Source organism: Nonomuraea monospora (assembly GCF_039531895.1).
In the GTDB taxonomy this organism is placed as follows: Bacteria; Actinomycetota; Actinomycetes; order Streptosporangiales; family Streptosporangiaceae; genus Nonomuraea; species Nonomuraea monospora.
Genome location: NZ_BAAAQX010000011.1, coordinates 64,670 through 79,976, shown reverse-complemented (window position 1 = coordinate 79,976; position 15,307 = coordinate 64,670). Strand labels below are relative to the sequence as shown.

The window sequence follows — 15,307 nt, the reverse complement described above, 5'->3', positions numbered from 1 at the left end:
CTCAGCCGTCGTCGGGGAGGCAGACGGTCAGCCCGCCCGCGACGACCTCGGCCTTGATCTTGGTGGTGTAGCCGCGCTCGCCGCCGTCCAGCTCGTAGCGTAACGGGCGGCCGAAGCGGGCCGTGATCTTCCTGGCGCGCGAGACCCGCACCAGGGGCGAGCCGTCGGAGCGGCCCGCGGCCATCCTGGTCAGCACCCGCGCCCACTGCACCGGGCCCTTGGCAGTGGAGACGCCCACCTCGATCCAGCCGTCGTCGGGGCGGGCGTCGTCGAAGGCCTCGACGCCGGCGGCGATCGTGCTCACGTTGCCCAGCAGCAGGCAGCTCGCCTTGCCCTCGAACCAGGTCGCGCCGTCCAGCTTGATCTTCATCGGCACCCGGGGGCCGCCGACGTGCCGCACGGCCGCCCTGAAGTAGCTGAGCTTGCCGAAGCGCCGCTTGGCCTGGCCGTCCACGTCGGCGATCATCTCGGCCTCGAAGCCGGCTCCGGCCATCACCGCGAAGTGCTCGCCGTTGACCAGGCCCAGGTCGAGCTTCTCCTGCCGTCCGTGGAAGCCGATGCGGACGGCCTCGTCCAGGTCGGCGGGGATGCCGAGGTTGGCGGCGAACAGGTTCGCGGTGCCGGCGGGGAGGATGGCCATCGGCACGCCCGAGCCCGCCAGGGCGTCGGCGCAGCGTTGCACCATGCCGTCTCCGCCCCAGACGAACACCAGCTCGGCGCCCTCGTCGAGCGCCTTGCGCACCTTCTTGCCGGCCTTCTTGCTCTTCGACACCTCGTGCCAGATCAGCTCGCCGACGTCCTGCTCGCTGATGAGCACGCGGAGCGCGTCCAGTCCCGCGCCGAGAGTCTTCTTGCGGTGGGCCACCACGGCCACGATGGGGGGCATGCGTACGCTGCTACCCTCAGCGCGTGCGGACATTCCTGTGACGAGATCGTCATCGTGCCCGAAAAATAGATAGTGTTGATGCACACTATCCTTCACGGAAAGGGTGACCATGTCGGAGCGGACGAGCCGACTGATCGTGCCGATGGTCGTGATCACCGGAGTGGCCACGACCGCGACCGCCGCCTACCTCGCCTATCGCCCCGAACCGCCGCCCGCCTCACCCGCGGGCCTGACGTGGTCGGCGCCCGTCACCGCCAGCCTGGGAGTGGTATGCATCGACTACCAGCTCAACCGGTTACCCCGCCTGGCCAGCAACCAGCTCGCCATCTGGGTCGAGGACGCGCAAGGACGCTACGTGCGCACCCTGTTCGCCACCAGCTTCACCGCCAACGGCGGCTTCGAGCGCCGGCCCATGTCGCTGCCCCAGTGGCGGCGCGCCTCCGGCTGGGAGTCGGCCACCGACACCGAGGTCAAGGCCGCCAGCCGCCCCGCACAGGAGAGCGGCAGGCAGAGCGTCTACTGGGACACCACCGACCGCAGCGGCCAGCCCGTCCCGCCGGGCACCTACACCTACCGGGTGGAGGGCAACGTGGTGTGGGAGAAGCGCGTGCTGTTCACCGGCACCGTCGAGGTGGGGGAGACGCCGCACGCCTCCCAGCCCCGGGTCGAGTTCCTGCCGGCCGACACAGGGCAGGAGCCCGCGCTCGTCGCCGACATCCGGGCCAGCTTCTCCCCGGGCGAGCGGCTGCCCGCCGGGGCCGTCACGACGTTCACGAGGGGGTCATGAACGTGCGGGTCCTGCGCGACCGGGTGATGGGCACCGACCTCCTGCTCGTCCTGCCCCCGCAGGAACAGGCCGCCGTGCTGGAGTGGCTGCGCGCCGCCGAGCGCGTCTTCAGCCGCTTCGACCCCGCCAGCGACACCAGCCGCGTCAACGCCGGCGGGCCCGTCGTCGTCTCCGAGCTGTTCCTGGCGGCGCTCGACGAGGCCTGCGGCTACTTCGACGCGACCGGCGGCCTGTTCAACCCCTTCCTCGGCGCCGAGCTGGCCCGGCTCGGCTACGACACCGACTTCGCGCTGGTGGGCACACCGGAGGTGGCCGCGACGCCCGTCCCCGCCCGTGCCCCCGCCGTGCACCTCGACCACGAACGCCGCGCCGTGACGCTCTCGCCTGGCCTCGCCGTCGACCTCGGCGGGTTCGTCAAGGGCTGGAGCGTGCAGCGGGCCGCCGAGGCGAGCCGCGAGCCGTACGGGATGATCGACGCGGGCGGCGACCTGGTCGCCTGGCGGCCCCAGGACGGCGTGCCCTGGCGGATCGGCGTCGAGCACCCGCTGCGCGAGCGGCCGGCCGGCGTGCTGGAGCTGCCCGCCGCCACCACCGCGGTGGCCACCAGCAGCGTCGTACGGCGGAGCTGGCACGACCGGGCCGGCACCGGGCTGCACCACATCATCGACCCCCGCACCGGCGAGCCGGCCCGCTCCGACTGCGCGCAGGCCACCGTCATGACCGCCGACCTGGCCGCCGCCGAGGTGTACGCCACCTGCCTCGTCCTGCTCGGCACCCGCGAAGGGCCGCAATGGCTGGCCGGGCAGGACCCCGGCGCGCACTGGGTCACCGTCGGCCACGACGGCCGCGTGCGCTCCTCGGTGGCGCTGACATGAGGCCGGATACGTCTCCCGGCGGCGCTGACCTGAGGTCAGGTGCGCTCTTCGGCAGCGCCGGCCTGACCCGTGTCGCGATCGCGGTGGCCGTCTCGTTCCTGCCGCTGCTCCCCCTGGCCCTGCGCGCCACCGACCTCGGCGACGTGGCCAACCTCATCGGCCTGGCCGGCGCGATCGTCATGTGGTGGCAGGTGCTGCTCGGCGTGCGGCAGATCTCCCACCGGCTGGGCGACGACCGGCTCGCCGCCGTGTCGCTGCACCGGTGGCTCGGCGGCTGCGGCGCGTTCCTCGTGCTGCTCCACCCGCTGCTGGAGACCGTCGTCGACCGGCAGGACTGGGCGTACGTGCTGGTGCCCGACTTCACCTGGGCCGAGTCGGCGTACGCGTCGCTGGGGCGGCTGGCGTTCCTCATGTTCCTGGCGCTCTGGCTGACCAGCACGCTGGCCCGCTACCTGATCGGGCACCGGGTCTGGCGGTACGCGCACTACCTGTCGTACCCGCTGCTGGCCCTGGTGTTCGTGCACTCCTGGGGGCTGGGCAGCTACCTCGCGGAGACGCCGTGGCTGCTGGCCTACTGGCTGGGGCTGGCCGTGACCTTCGGCGGGGTGGTGTGCTGGCGGCTGTCGGTGTCGCGGTGGGCGGTGCCGTACCGGCTGGCCGGGGTCGAGAGGCTGTCGCCGACCGTGTCCGCCTACACCTTCAGGGCGCTGGGCCGCGCGCTGGACCCGCTGCCCGGGCAGTTCTGCTACCTGCGGACCAGCCTGCGGAGCCGCGCCCACCCGTTCAGCGTCGTACGCGGCGACGGCAGGGAGCTGACCTTCGCCGTCAAGGACGCCGGCTCGTTCACCGAGCGGCTGCGCGCTCTCGAGCCGGGTGCGGTCGTCCACCTCGACGGCCCCTACGGAACCTTCACCCGCGCCGCGCAGGCCGGGCCGCGCAGGCCGGCGGTGCTGATCGCGGGCGGCATCGGCGTGACCCCCTTCGTGGAGCTGGTGCGCAGGAACGACGATCTGCCCCTGTCGCTCGTCCACGTGGTGACCTCGCCGCAGGAGGCGGTCTTCGGCGCGGAGCTGCGCCACCGCCTCGGCGAGCGCTACCAGGAGGTGGTACGGCCGGAGCGGCCCGCCATCCCGGTCACGCCGCGGGCCCGCTACTTCATCTGCGGCAGCCCCCGGTTCGTCGATGCGACGGCCGCCGGCCTGCGGGCGAGCGGCGCGCGCAGGGACCAGTTGTACACCGAGCGGTTCGACTGCTGATCGGCCGGAGCGTGCTCGACGTCCGACAGGATCCCGTGCTGGAGCCGCCTGGCCTCCGCCGACGGCTCCAGCCCCAGCTCCTCGTCCAGGATCCTGCGCAGGTCGTGGTAGGCGAGCAGAGCCTCGCCGCGCCGCCCCGACCTGCACAGGCACTCGATGAGCCGCAGGTGGTACCACTCGTTGAGCGGGTTCCTGGCGATCAGCGTGCGCAGCTCCGCCACCAGCTCCCGATGGTGGCCCAGCCGCAGGTCCGCCTCCAGCCGCAGCTCCACGGCGCGGTTGCGGATCTCCTCCAGGTAGGTGAGATGCCTGGCCACCACGGGGCCCGGCGCGACGTTGGCCAGCGCGCGGCCCCGCCACAGGCTCAGCCCGTCACGCAGCCGCCGCGCAGCCTTCTCGGCCGCGCCCGAGCTCATGAGCTGCCTGCCCTCGGCGACCGAGTCGGCGAACACCTCCGCGTCGAGCTGACCCGGCTCCACCCGCAGCAGGTAGCCGGTCGGCTCGGTCACCAGCATGTCCGCCACCGCCCTGGTGGCAGGCTGGGCGGCCAGCGCCGTGCGCAGGTTGTAGACGTGGGTGCGGATCGCGCCGACCCCCCCGCCGCGACCCTCCCACAGCTCCTCGGCGATGGTCTCCACATCCACCACCTCGTTGGCTCGCAGCAGGAGCAGGGCCAGGACCTGGCGTGCCTTGCGGCCCTTGGGCAGTGACGCGTCGGCTTCGGTGGCTACTTCCAGTGGACCGAGTACATTGAATTTGATCATCAAGTGCTCTATTCCCCGTCAGTTGCGTACTCTCGAAAGAGAGCCGTCCTGTCGGATGGTACGACGGTCGTCCCGATCGATCCCTCCGCGCAGCGGTCCACCTGTTCCAAAGCGGAAGGCGTATGTCTCCTTCGACACATGGGCTGACTCCTTAGTTCCAGCCGCTGTCACCCTTCGCTGGAATCGCCGCAGGCCACCCCCGGCCTACGGTGGCGCGGTGGACACAGAGAAGATCACCCTGCCCGTCCTGGTCGTCGGCGCCGGCCCCACCGGACTGGCTCTCGCGACAGAGCTCCGCAGGCAGGGAGTCACCTGCCGGATCATCGACCGTTCCCTCGACAGGCCCGCCCACCAGGCCAGAGCCGTGGCGATGTGGCCGGGCGCGCTGGACGTCCTGGCCCGGCACGGCACCGCCGACGGCGTGATCGCCGCCGGGCTGCGGATGAACGCCGCCCGCTACTGGTCCGGCGCCAGGAACGTGGCCACCGCCCGGCTCGGCGACTGGCACAACGGCGGCCCCACCATGCTCGGCATCACCCAGCCCGCCGTCGAAGGCGTCATGGCCGCCAAGCTGCGCGAGCTCGGAGTGGCGGTGGAGTGGCGCACGGAGCTCGTCGGGCTCACCGACCACGGCGACCGCGTCACCGTCCGGCTCGACGGGCCCGGCGGGGTCGAGGAGCTCACCGCCGCCTACGTGGTCGGCTGCGACGGCGCGCACAGCACCGTACGCGAGCTGTCCGGCATCCCCTTCGCGGGCACCACCTACACGCAGAGCTTCATCCTCGGCGACGGCGCCGTCACCGGCCCCGTCCCGCGCGGCGAGGCGCACTACCACCTGCACCCCGACGGCGTGCTCGTGCTCGTCTCGCTGCCCGGCGGCGAGCTGCGCGTCTTCGCCGACGCCAGCACCGCCGGCAGGCTCGACTCCGCGCCCACCGTCGAGGAGCTGCAACGCCTCGCCGACGACCGCGCCCCCTACCCGCTGCAGATCAAGGACCTGCGCTGGAGCACCCGCTTCCCCGTGCACATGCGGCAGGCCGCCGCCTACCGGGCGGGCCGCTGCCTGCTCGCCGGCGACGCCGCCCACGTGCACAGCCCGGCGGGCGGCCAGGGACTCAACACCGGCATCCAGGACGCCGCCAACCTCGGCTGGAAGCTCGCTCTCATCCTCAACGGGTACGGCGACGCGGAACGGCTGCTGGACAGCTACCAGGCCGAGCGCTCGCCCATCGCCGCCCAGGTGCTGCGCGGCGCCCACCAGCAGACCCGGCTGTGGACCGTCCGCGCGCCGATCGGCCGCTTTCTGCGCGACACGCTGCTCCGCCTGCTCGGCGCCACCGGGGCGCTGGAGCGCCGCTTCATCCCCAACCTGGCGCAGGACGACCTCGACTACCGCAAGAGCCCGGTCGTCGGCCCGCGCGGCGGCCGGCGCGCCATCGGCGCCCGCGGCCTGCCCGACGTCACCGTGACCCCGCTGCGCGCCGACGGCGACCCCGTCCGGCTCAGCGCCCTGCTCGCCGACCCCCGGCACACCCTGCTCGTCATGCCGGGCGCCGACCCGCTCAAGGTGCTGCCCGACATGGAGCCGCTGGCCGACCGGGTCGTGCCGCGCGTGCTGGTGTCCAAGGGCAGCGCGTACGGGGAGCCGTACCGGGTGCCGGGCGGCTTCGCGGCGCAGGGGCCGTTGCGCGGCGCGAAACTCATCCTCGTCCGGCCTGACGGCTACGTCGCCGACGCCACCAACAGCGAGGACGCCGCCGCCCTCCTGGCGCCGCTGGCCAGCCGGGGGAGGTCGCCGCGTGTGCGCGCCTGAGACCATCATGGCCGCCCTGGAAGGCGAGCCCACCTGCGCCTCGCACGGCGCGCCCGCCTCCGGCTCGCATGGCGCGCCCGCCTCCGGCTCGCATGGCGCGCCCGCCTCCGCCTCGAACGGTTCGCCCGCCTCCGCCTCGAACGGTCCGCCCGCCTCCGGCGGCCCGCAGGGCGAGCCCGCCACCCGCGGCCCGCAGGGCGAGCCCGCCGCCCGGGGCAGCAGGCGGCAGGTGTTGCGCGGCGCGTTCGCCGGCCTGCTCGGCGCCGGCGCGCTCGCCGTCCTGCCCCGCCGCGCGGAGGCCGCGACCGGGGTGCGCGCCTCGCGCGTCCTGGACCTCACGCACCCGCTCAGCCCCGACTTCCCCGTCTTCGAGATGTACGTGCGCAAGCCCGCCCGCCGCCAGGTCATGTTCGAGGACGTGATCGGCTTCAACACCGCGGAATGGACGTTCAACGAGCACACCGGCACCCACATGGACGTGCCCGCGCACTCCAGGAAGGGCCTGCCCACCGCCGACCAGGTGCGTCCGGAGGACCTCGTCGCGCCCCTGTGCGTCGTGCGCATCGCCGAACGGGCCGCCCGCGACAACAGCACCGAGCTGACCGTGAAGGACCTGCGCGAATGGGAGCGCAGGAACGGCCCGCTGCCCGAACGCGCCTTCGTGGCCCTCGACAGCGGCTGGTACAAAAGGGTCGGAAACCCCTCGGCCTACCTGCAGTTCGACGCGCTCGCGCAGGTCATGCGCTTCCCCGGGATCAGCCCGGAGGCGGCCGACTTCCTGATCAACCAGCGCTCCATCGTGGGCTTCGGCACGGACACCAGCAGCCTCGACGTCGGCACCCGGCGCGAGCCGCTCGTCCACCGGATGTTGCTGACCACGGGCAGGTACGGGCTGGAGAACCTGGCCGCGCTCGACACCGTCCCCGAGCGCGGCGCGCAACTCGTCGTGGGAGCGGCGAAGCTGCGCGGCGGGTTCGGCGCGCCCGTCAGGGCGCTGGCGCTGCTGTAGGCACGATGGAGCCGATCCTGGTCATCGTCCCGACCTACTGCGAGCGCGACAACCTGACGGCCATCACCCGCCGGGTCCGTGCGGCGGTGCCCGAGGCCCACGTGCTCGTGGTCGACGACAACAGCCCCGACGGCACCGGCGCGCTCGCCGACGAGCTCGCCTCCCGCGACCCCCGCATCCACGTGCTGCACCGCCCCGGTCGGGCGGGGCTGGGCGCCGCCTATCTCGCGGGCTTCGCCCACGGCCTGGCCGAGGGCTTCGAGGTGCTGGTGGAGATGGACGCCGACGGCTCGCACCGGCCCGAGGAGCTGCCCGCGCTGCTGCGGGCGGTGGAGGCGGGAGCGGACCTGGCGATCGGGTCGCAGTGGGTGCGCGGCGGGCGCGTCCTGCACTGGCCGCGCCGCCGGCGGCTGCTGTCGCGCGGCGGGAACGCCTACGTCAGGATCGTGCTGGGCCTGCCCGTCCGCGACGCCACGGCCGGCTTCCGCGCCTACCGGGCGGCGACGCTGGACAAGCTCGGGCTGGAGGAGGTGGCCTCGCAGGGGTACTGCTTCCAGGTCGATCTCACGCTCCGTACGGTGCGTCGCGGGCTGCGCGTGCAGGAGGTGCCGATCACCTTCGCCGACCGCACCGCCGGTGACAGCAAGATGAGCAGGGCCATCGTCGCCGAGGCACTCTGGCGGGTCACGCTCTGGGGCCTCGCCGGCCTCCGTGCCCGGCTGCGCCGCCCCCGGACGTAAGGTCCGGCTGCGCCGCCCCCCGGACGCAGCGTCCCGTTGCGTCGGCCCCGGACGCAGCGGCCGGGGCGGCGCGGCCTCAGCCGTAGTGGTGAGAGTGCAGGAAACGCGGCCACAACCGCGCCCACGAGTCCGTACGGTCGCGGCACAGGAGGATCGGCCTGCCCTGCTCGGCGTTGCGCAGCCCCACCCCGTTGTCCACCCGGCCGGCCACCACGCACCTGCGGAAGGCCGTCTTCACCGGCACTCCCGCACCGCCGACCACGACGGCCACCGTGGCGCTCTCGGGCGGCGGCCCGAGCCGGTGCAGCTCGTTGTGCCCGCTGTAGACGGCTCGCAGACCATGCCGGTGCAGCGCCCCCGCCTCGCCGTAGTTGCCGGTCAGCACGATGGCGTGCTCGTCATCGGGCAGGCCGTGGTAGACGCCGGCCACCTGGCGGGCCAGCTCGGGCCACCCGATCGAGTCGGTGACCTTCAGGTTGAGCCGGGGGATCGGCGAGGCCAGCACGGTCCGCAACGGCAGCACGGGCACCGCCACGGCCAGCGCGAACAGCGCGTTCACGGCGACCACCGCGCCCGCGGCGACCCGCCACCGTACCCGGGTCAGCAGCCGCCCGGCCGCGACGCATCCCGCCGCGAGCAGCAGCATCACCAGCCCCGCGATGTAGTCGGGACGGCCGCCGCCGAGCAGCACCGCGACCCCGCACACCGGATAGGCGACCGCGAACGCCCGCAGCCGCGGCTCACGCGCCAGCCACACCCAGCCCGCCACCCACAACGGCGCCAGCAGCGGGCCGATCATGATGAGCTGCATGGGGACGAAGAACACCCGGAAGCCCGCTCCGCGGTCCGCGGCCAGCGCGTCCGCCATCGTCAGTTGCGGGAACCCGTTGACGACCTGGTAGACCAGGTTGGGCGCGGCGACCAGTACCGCCACCGCGACGCCCGCCCACAACCACCGGCCGGCCAGCGCCCGCCGCGGCCCCGCCACCAGCAGCCCGGCCAGCAGCCCGAGCCCCAGCAGGCCGATCAGGTACTTGTTGTACGTCGCCAGCCCACATACGAGCCCCGCGGCCACCCACCACCGGCCGTCGCCGCCACGCAGCGCCCGCACCGCGAACAGGATCGCGGCCAGCCACATCGGCAGGTCGAAGGCGTTGGTGACCAGCATGTCGCCGTTGCCGAGCGGCCACGGCGCGGTGCCGGCCGCGACCGCCGCGAGCACCTGCGCACCCCGCCCGCCGCCCAGCTCGCGGGCCACCAGCCCGGCCAGCACCGTGAACACCCCGATGGCCAGCGCGGACGGCATGCGCAGCGCCCACAACGTGTCACCGAACACCGCGGTGCTGATCCTGGCCAGCCACGGCACCAGCGGCGGCTGGTCGTAGTATCCCCAGCTCAGGTGGTCGCGCAGCAGCCTGAAGTAGAGCTCGTCGCGCAGGTAGCCGTGGCGGAAGTCCGTCAGCAGCAGGAACGCCGTCACCATCGCCCCGGCGGCGAGCACCCAGCGGGACACCGGCGCCTTCCCGGCGCGAACCGGAGCGGTCAGGACCGAAGGGGGAGCCGTCATGACGCGACCAGGACGGTCAGCGGGATGACCTCCTCGCCCGCGGTCCCGGACACGCGTACCGAGACCTCCCACACGCCGTCCATCGTGAACAGGTCACCGTCCGCCCGGAACCGGCCGGGCGCCAGTCGCCGCGCCGCCGCCTCCGGAGTGACGTGCCCCATCTGCGGCATCGTGGCCGTCACCACGACCGCGTCGGCCGCGCCGCGGTCCACGACGATGTCGGCCGTGTCGCCCTCCTCGATCGTCAGCGTGACCGCGTATCGTGCGCCGGCGCCCTGCGCCGTCACCGCGCCGGGCACGGACAGGCAGCCGACCACGATGGTCATGGCCGCCGCGGCCAGGCATCCGCAGGCCAGCAGGCGTCGCATCACGTCCTGTCCTCCGTTCCGACCGTGACGGTGAAGGGCACGGTCTCGATGGTGGAGTTCCTGGCGTACTGGATCCAGGCGAAGTACGTGCCGGGGGCGGGGAAGCTGAAGGTGAAGGTCAGCTCCGGGGCGCGGGTGGGGGTGGCGTGCACGTGGCCCAGGAAGCCGCCGTCCCGGTCGCGGACGATCAGGTGGCCGGGCATGCCGAGCCACGACTGGAGCGGGCCCGCCGTACGGAGCCGCATGGTCGTGGGGCGGCCCGCCACGGGACGCGCGGGCACGAGCACGGGGGCTGGCCCTGGCCCGGCTTCCTGCGGTATCGCCGGGTCGGTCCTGCTTCCTCCAGGGCCCGCCGCTGTGCCGGTGACGTCGAACGCGCCGGTGACGAGCTGGCCGCCGGAGTCCGTCCGTTCCAGCTCGGCGTGGGCGAGGTAGCGGCCGGGGCGGTCGGCGCGCAGCCGCACCGCGAGCCGGCCGGGGCCGAGCCTGACGGGGTGCAGGTGGCGGAAGTACGCGCCGTCGGCGCTGGTCACCACCAGGTGGGCGAGCGCTTCGTGATGCAGCGCGAGATCGTCGACCGGCCGGCCCGTGGAGCCGTCCACCAGATCGGCGAACAGCGTGAACTCCGCCCCCGCCGCCGGACGCGCCGGCTGGGTGCTGAAGGCGGCCATCAGGTACGGCCTCCCGCCCGCCCCACCGGATCCCATGCCACCGGGCCCCATGCCGCCGGACCCCGCGTTGCCGGGTGCGGCCACTGGAGCGGCGCCGTCCGGGACGGGCTCGGGGAGCTGCGGCGACATCAGCGCCACGGTGAGCGCCACCACCCCTGTCAGCGCGCCCGCGCGTACCGCCAGGGCGGAGCCCCGCCGCGACGTCCCGCCCGTCAGCAGCCCGCCCACCACCAGGATCCCGGCCACGTAGAAGCCGCCGTGGATCACCAGCTCCCACGGCGACGTCGCCGGCACCAGAACGCGTACCGGCAGCACGGAACGGTCAGCGGGCGTGCGCACCTCCAGCTCGTGCGGCCCCGCCCGGGACACCTGCATGCTCACCCGGTACGGCCCCGCCCGCCCCGCCGCCAGCCGCACCGCCGCGTGGCTCGCCCGCCCGGTCTCCGAGGAGCGCAAGGTCAGCTCCACCGGCAGGTCGGGGACCGGGTGGAACGCCTCGATCTCCACCACGGCGGGCGCGGGCGTCCTGCTCACGCCCCGCACCGTGATCGTCAGCTCGGCGCCCGCGATCGTCTGGGCGATCCGCAGATCGGCCCCGGGCGCCACCACGTGCGCGCCCGCCGGCACCGGCCACAGGACGAGCAGGAGCACCAGCGGGAGGAGCAGGATTCGCAGCGGGAGGAGCCGGACCACCAGCGGGAGGAGCAGGGGCCGCATCAGGGCAGGTAGCGCTTGAGAAAGGCGCGCTCCGGCATGGTGAAGCGCCGCGGCTTGGCGGTGTGCGGGTCGAAGGCCATGATCGTCGAACGGGCCTCGGCGAACACCCCCTCGTCCGAGCAGATCTCCGCGGCCAGCTCGCAACTGACCCGGCCGACCTTCGTCACCCACGACTCGATCCGCACCGAGCCGTGCCGGAACCTGAGCGGCTTGCGGTAGTCGACCTCGTGCCGCACGATCGCCACCCCCACGGCGGGCAGGCCGCTGCGGTCCTCCGGCGGCGTGCCCGCGTAGTCGAGGAAGAGGGCGATCCTGGCGTCCTCCAGGTACTCCAGGAAGCGCACGTTGTTGACGTGGCCGTGCGCGTCGATGTCGGAGAAGCGCACCTGGCGGTGGTAGACGTGCCGCCTGGGGGTGTGCCGCACCTCGATGGGCCGGGCGGCGGGGGCCGTGAGCTGGGTGACGGCCTCGGTCATCAGACTCTTGATCGCGTGGGTGTCCATGGTGCTCCCGGTCGTTGGAGTGAAGGGCGTCGGGTGGTCATGGAGCGGTAGGGGATCAGGGAGAGGGCCGCCACGGCGGCGGAGCCGAGAGCCGGCAGGAGCGCGGTGGCCACCCCGGCTCTCGCGAAGCCCTCGGCCGCCCACAGGGTGGCGGCCAGGGTGGCGCCCAGGACGTAGCCGAGGGTGCGGCCGAACTGGAGGTGGGTCGCCGGGCGGACGGGTGTTTCATCGGTCATGATCATGGAGTGGGCCGGGGCGGCGGACAGCCCCATCCCGGCGCCCACCACTGCGAGGCGCAGCGCCACCTCGGCGGCTGACCACGTGGGGGAGAGGGGCAGCAGGAGCGCCAGGCCCAGGGCGGCCAGGAGGGCGCCGGTCACGGTGACGGGGCGGGGGCCGATTCGGGCGGTCAGGCGGGTGGCCAGGATGGCGCCTGCCATGAGGCCGGCGGGCAGGCCCATCACGGTCAGGCCCACCAGGGGGAGGGGGGCCTGCATCACCTGGCCCTGGAAGAGGAAGAACGGGCTCAGGACGATCATCAGGGCGTCGATGGTGGACAGGAGGGTGGTGGTGAGGAGGGTGAGTGCGCGGGCGGGCAGCGCGGGGAGTGTGCTGTCGGTGTCGGTGTCGGTGTCGGTGTCGGCGTTGGCGTTGGCGTTGGCGAGGGTGGCTGTCGGTGAGATGGCCGTCGATGGGACGGCCGCCCGTGATGGGCCTGCCGATGCTGAGGCCGCCGATGCTGGGGTCGCCGGTGAGGTGGCTGCCGGTGAGGTGGTCGTCGGTGACGTGGCTGCCAGTGAGGTGGTCGTCGGTGACGTGGTCGGGGTGGCGGGAGGGCTCGTCTGGGTGTCGGGGAGGCGGGCGGTGAGGGCGAGGAGGCAGAGCGGGACCGGCAGGAGGAGCAGGGCGCGCCAGCCGAGCGGGCTCACCAGCCCGCCGCCCGCCGCCGCGCCCGCGAACCCGCCGAGCGTGGCGCAGACGGCCGCGACCGCCAGCCCGCCGACGTGTCCGCCACGACTCGCCCCGGCTCCTGCCTTCCCGCCTGGGCCGGACACCGCCAGGACGGCGGTCAGGATCGTGAGGAGGGCGGCGAAGGCGGCCAGCACCAGCCGCCCCGCCAGCAGCGTGACGACCTCGGGCGCCAAAGCGCACACCACCGACACCACCCCGAACCCGCCCACCCCCCACACCAGAGCCCGCCGAACCCCCGCCCGCCGCCCGACCCGCCCGGCCACCGGGATGAACGCGACGGTGGCCAGCGCGTACCCGAGCACGACCCAGCGGCTGACCGCCGAGGTGATGCCGAGGTCCCGTTCGACGGCGGGCAGAATGACGTTCCCGGCGCTCAGGTTGAGCGTCAGGGCGAAGGCGATCAACCCAGCGGCCACGACAGGCGACCGCAGGCGGCTCAGGTGAGGGGCGCGTAGCCGGTTCATGCCGGGTACGGCCCCAGCTCGATACCGGCCGTAGCCAGCCGCTTCCCGTACTGGTGCAGCTCCAGCCCCACGGTGACCCGCCCGTCGGCGGCCCCCGTGACCTCGGCCGAGCACTCCAGCAGCGCCCCGAACTCACCGAAGGACCCGAAGGTGGTCGTGCAGCCGAGCACCGCGGACACCGGCGAGGCCAGCTCCCCGGCCCTCACCGCCGCGACCACCGCCGCCTGCCTGAACCCCTCCACGATGAACGGCCCCGGCACGTGGTCGTAGGCGTGGTCGAAGTACGACGGGTGCGAGGTGTCGATCACATAGGGGAACCGCTCGCCGTCGCCGATGACCACGTTGCGCCGGTCCCGCCGCCCCACGAAGGCCGGGTCGAGCGGGACGACGGCGGCGGCGGCCGGGTCCGGCGGCGGCTTGCTCGCCTGCTGGTACTCGCGCAGCGCCGCGTAGTCCTCCTTGCCGAAGAAGACCACGTCCCCGGTGAAGCTCATGGCGGTGGACGTGCCGATCGTCAGCTCCCCGGCCAGCGTCATGTCGCCCAGGTCGCCGCTCTTGGACTTGTTGTTCACCCGGTAACGCAGCACCCCTTGCAGCGGGGACCGTTCGTCGTCGCGGTAGGCGGACAGGTCGTGGACGCGGAACTGCCAGCGCAGCAGGCTGAACGGCAGCCCGACGGGGACGCCGAAGTACCGGTGCAGCACGACGAACGACCCCTGCCGGGCGGCCTCGGCGGTGGAGAACGGGTCGTGGTAGGCGGCCAGCCGGTCGAACCAGAGGCTGTGGGCCCGCGGCACCTGCACGGCCACCAGGAAGTCGCCGTCGGGGCCCGGGGCGGAGTCGGTGACGAACACCTCGCCCACGGCCTGCCTGTGGGCCAGGGCGCGCGGCACCGTCTGGTCGAAGGTCAGCTTCGCGTGCGAGTCATTCACGTGCTGGTCGTTCGCGCGCGGGTCATTCGCGTGCACGTCCTTCGCGTGCACGTCATGCGTGTGCAGGTCGTTCTTGTGCACGTCATGCGTGTGCAGGTCAGAGGTCACGACGAACTCCTCGTCAGAGCGTGGCGGGAGGCCAGCCGGCGCCAGAGGGTGTCCAGCACCTGGCGTTCGGCGGCGTCGAGGTAGAAGTGGCCGCCGGGGAAGCGGGCGAAGGTGAACGCGCCGCTGGTGTGGCGGTTCCAGGCGGACAGCTCGGCCTCGGAGACGGTCGGGTCGTCCGTGCCGCCGAGCGCCGTGATCGGGCACGACAGGGGAGGGCCTGGCCGGAAGACGTACGAGACGGCCAGCTCCAGGTCGGCGCGCAGGACGGGGGCGAACAGCCGCAGCAGCTCGGGCGAGTCCCGCAGCGCGGCGGGGATGCCCTGGTAGACGCGGTCGACGGCCTCGATCAGCTCCTCGTCGCCGTCCGGCAGCGTGAGGGGGTACGGGGTGGCGGGCGTGGCGCGGGCGGAGACGACGAGGTGCTCGGGCGGCCGTCCGGCCAGCGTCAGCGCCCGGCCCACCTCGAAGGCCAGCAGCGCGCCGAGGCTGTGCCCGAACAGCGCCACGGGCCCCGGCACCTGGTCGAGCACGGCGTCGGTGATCTCGGCGACGAGAGGGCTCCACTGCCGGGCGAACGGCTCGCTCACCCGGGTGGCGCGGCCGGGCAGCGTCGCGCCCCACACCTCGACGTCCGGGGCCAGGCCGGCGACCCAGCGGCGGAACATCCCCGGCTGCCCGCCGGAGTGCGGGAAGCACACCAGGCGCAGCGCGGCGGCCGGGTTCTCGCCCAGACAGGTCAGTGCGGTCATGGGTCAGGTCTCCTGCGCGGTTGTGGCGGACGGGCTGGAGTCCGGGTGGGCCGGTGCGGTCATGGCTCGGGTCTCCTGCGCGGTTGTGGCGGACGGGCTGGAGTCCGGGCGGGCCGGTGCGGTCAT

16 protein-coding genes are annotated in these 15,307 nt (G+C 73.7%); 6 read left to right on the top strand and 10 right to left on the bottom strand.

Translation table 11 applies throughout. The features are described 5' to 3' along the window. Position 1 precedes the first annotated feature (1 nt). Positions 2 to 886, bottom strand: coding sequence for a diacylglycerol/lipid kinase family protein (locus ABD331_RS22665; RefSeq protein WP_344477909.1), 885 nt, complete (start codon positions 884 to 886; stop codon positions 2 to 4). Positions 887 to 995: 109 nt separating this feature from the next. On the opposite strand from ABD331_RS22665, the gene ABD331_RS22660 reads away from it, so the two are divergent. From ABD331_RS22660 to ABD331_RS22650, 3 genes are read left to right on the top strand one after another with little or no spacing between them, the layout of a single operon-like run. Further along, positions 996 to 1,673, top strand: a complete 678-nt coding sequence (locus ABD331_RS22660) for a DUF2271 domain-containing protein (protein WP_344477907.1) — start codon at positions 996 to 998, stop codon at positions 1,671 to 1,673. Further along, a complete protein-coding gene (locus ABD331_RS22655) occupies positions 1,670 to 2,548 on the top strand; it encodes an FAD:protein FMN transferase (protein WP_344477905.1) in 879 nt (292 codons plus the stop codon). Before ABD331_RS22660 ends, ABD331_RS22655 begins: the two co-directional genes overlap by 4 nt. Further along, complete coding sequence (locus ABD331_RS22650; protein ID WP_344477903.1) at positions 2,545 to 3,804, top strand: ferric reductase-like transmembrane domain-containing protein; 1,260 nt, start codon at positions 2,545 to 2,547, stop codon at positions 3,802 to 3,804. The genes ABD331_RS22655 and ABD331_RS22650 overlap by 4 nt, the downstream gene beginning before the upstream one ends. Here the strand turns inward: ABD331_RS22650 and ABD331_RS22645 are convergent. Then, positions 3,699 to 4,568 carry an AfsR/SARP family transcriptional regulator gene (locus ABD331_RS22645; RefSeq protein WP_344477901.1) on the bottom strand — a complete coding sequence of 290 codons (870 nt, stop codon included), beginning with the start codon at positions 4,566 to 4,568 and terminating at the stop codon, positions 3,699 to 3,701. The two genes, ABD331_RS22650 and ABD331_RS22645, sit on opposite strands and share 106 nt — an antisense overlap. A 217-nt stretch (positions 4,569 to 4,785) precedes the next feature. Here ABD331_RS22645 and ABD331_RS22640 point away from each other — a divergent pair, with 217 nt between their 5' ends. The 3 genes from ABD331_RS22640 to ABD331_RS22630 are packed head-to-tail and all read left to right on the top strand — an operon-like array spanning position 4,786 to position 8,130. Then, positions 4,786 to 6,381, top strand: coding sequence for an FAD-dependent monooxygenase (locus ABD331_RS22640; protein WP_344477899.1), 1,596 nt, complete (start codon positions 4,786 to 4,788; stop codon positions 6,379 to 6,381). Further along, complete coding sequence (locus tag ABD331_RS22635; protein WP_344477897.1) at positions 6,368 to 7,390, top strand: cyclase family protein; 1,023 nt, start codon at positions 6,368 to 6,370, stop codon at positions 7,388 to 7,390. The genes ABD331_RS22640 and ABD331_RS22635 overlap by 14 nt, the downstream gene beginning before the upstream one ends. A 5-nt stretch (positions 7,391 to 7,395) precedes the next feature. Further along, on the top strand, positions 7,396 to 8,130 hold the full coding sequence (locus ABD331_RS22630; RefSeq protein ID WP_344477895.1) for a polyprenol monophosphomannose synthase: 735 nt from the start codon (positions 7,396 to 7,398) through the stop codon (positions 8,128 to 8,130). Positions 8,131 to 8,206: 76 nt separating this feature from the next. On the opposite strand, the gene ABD331_RS22625 is transcribed toward ABD331_RS22630, so the two are convergent. From ABD331_RS22625 to ABD331_RS22590, 8 genes are read right to left on the bottom strand one after another with little or no spacing between them, the layout of a single operon-like run. Then, entirely contained in the window at positions 8,207 to 9,643 is a 1,437-nt protein-coding gene (locus tag ABD331_RS22625; RefSeq protein WP_344477893.1) for a glycosyltransferase family 39 protein, read from the bottom strand. A gap of 50 nt (positions 9,644 to 9,693) precedes the next feature. Then, complete coding sequence (locus ABD331_RS22620) at positions 9,694 to 10,068, bottom strand: hypothetical protein (protein ID WP_344477891.1); 375 nt, start codon at positions 10,066 to 10,068, stop codon at positions 9,694 to 9,696. Beyond that, positions 10,065 to 11,453 (bottom strand): hypothetical protein, encoded by a 1,389-nt coding sequence (locus ABD331_RS22615; protein WP_344477889.1) that lies wholly within the window; start codon positions 11,451 to 11,453, stop codon positions 10,065 to 10,067. Before ABD331_RS22615 ends, ABD331_RS22620 begins: the two co-directional genes overlap by 4 nt. Then, positions 11,453 to 11,956, bottom strand: coding sequence for an acyl-CoA thioesterase (locus ABD331_RS22610; protein WP_262380527.1), 504 nt, complete (start codon positions 11,954 to 11,956; stop codon positions 11,453 to 11,455). The genes ABD331_RS22615 and ABD331_RS22610 overlap by 1 nt, the downstream gene beginning before the upstream one ends. Continuing rightward, the gene (locus ABD331_RS22605; RefSeq protein WP_344477886.1) at positions 11,929 to 13,344 is read right to left on the bottom strand and encodes an MFS transporter; all 1,416 of its coding nucleotides are present in this window, start codon (positions 13,342 to 13,344) and stop codon (positions 11,929 to 11,931) included. The genes ABD331_RS22610 and ABD331_RS22605 overlap by 28 nt, the downstream gene beginning before the upstream one ends. Before the next feature lie 44 nt (positions 13,345 to 13,388). Further along, positions 13,389 to 14,432, bottom strand: a complete 1,044-nt coding sequence (locus tag ABD331_RS22600) for an AfsA-related hotdog domain-containing protein (RefSeq protein WP_344477884.1) — start codon at positions 14,430 to 14,432, stop codon at positions 13,389 to 13,391. Next, positions 14,429 to 15,181, bottom strand: a complete 753-nt coding sequence (locus ABD331_RS22595) for a thioesterase II family protein (protein ID WP_344477882.1) — start codon at positions 15,179 to 15,181, stop codon at positions 14,429 to 14,431. Before ABD331_RS22595 ends, ABD331_RS22600 begins: the two co-directional genes overlap by 4 nt. Before the next feature lie 3 nt (positions 15,182 to 15,184). Then, a complete protein-coding gene (locus ABD331_RS22590; RefSeq protein ID WP_344477880.1) occupies positions 15,185 to 15,307 on the bottom strand; it encodes a hypothetical protein in 123 nt (40 codons plus the stop codon).

Bases quoted from the DNA above. Each gene is read 5' to 3' on its own strand.
- ABD331_RS22645 (WP_344477901.1), bottom strand. From the start codon at position 4,568: ATGATCAAATTCAATGTACTCGGTCCACTGGAAGTAGCCACCGAAGCC.
- ABD331_RS22650 (WP_344477903.1), top strand. From the start codon at position 2,545: ATGAGGCCGGATACGTCTCCCGGCGGCGCTGACCTGAGGTCAGGTGCG.
- ABD331_RS22615 (WP_344477889.1), bottom strand. From the start codon at position 11,453: ATGCGGCCCCTGCTCCTCCCGCTGGTGGTCCGGCTCCTCCCGCTGCGA.
- ABD331_RS22610 (WP_262380527.1), bottom strand. From the start codon at position 11,956: ATGGACACCCACGCGATCAAGAGTCTGATGACCGAGGCCGTCACCCAG.
- ABD331_RS22655 (WP_344477905.1), top strand. From the start codon at position 1,670: ATGAACGTGCGGGTCCTGCGCGACCGGGTGATGGGCACCGACCTCCTG.
- ABD331_RS22660 (WP_344477907.1), top strand. From the start codon at position 996: ATGTCGGAGCGGACGAGCCGACTGATCGTGCCGATGGTCGTGATCACC.
- ABD331_RS22595 (WP_344477882.1), bottom strand. From the start codon at position 15,181: ATGACCGCACTGACCTGTCTGGGCGAGAACCCGGCCGCCGCGCTGCGC.
- ABD331_RS22590 (WP_344477880.1), bottom strand. From the start codon at position 15,307: ATGACCGCACCGGCCCGCCCGGACTCCAGCCCGTCCGCCACAACCGCG.
- ABD331_RS22665 (WP_344477909.1), bottom strand. From the start codon at position 886: ATGCCCCCCATCGTGGCCGTGGTGGCCCACCGCAAGAAGACTCTCGGC.
- ABD331_RS22630 (WP_344477895.1), top strand. From the start codon at position 7,396: ATGGAGCCGATCCTGGTCATCGTCCCGACCTACTGCGAGCGCGACAAC.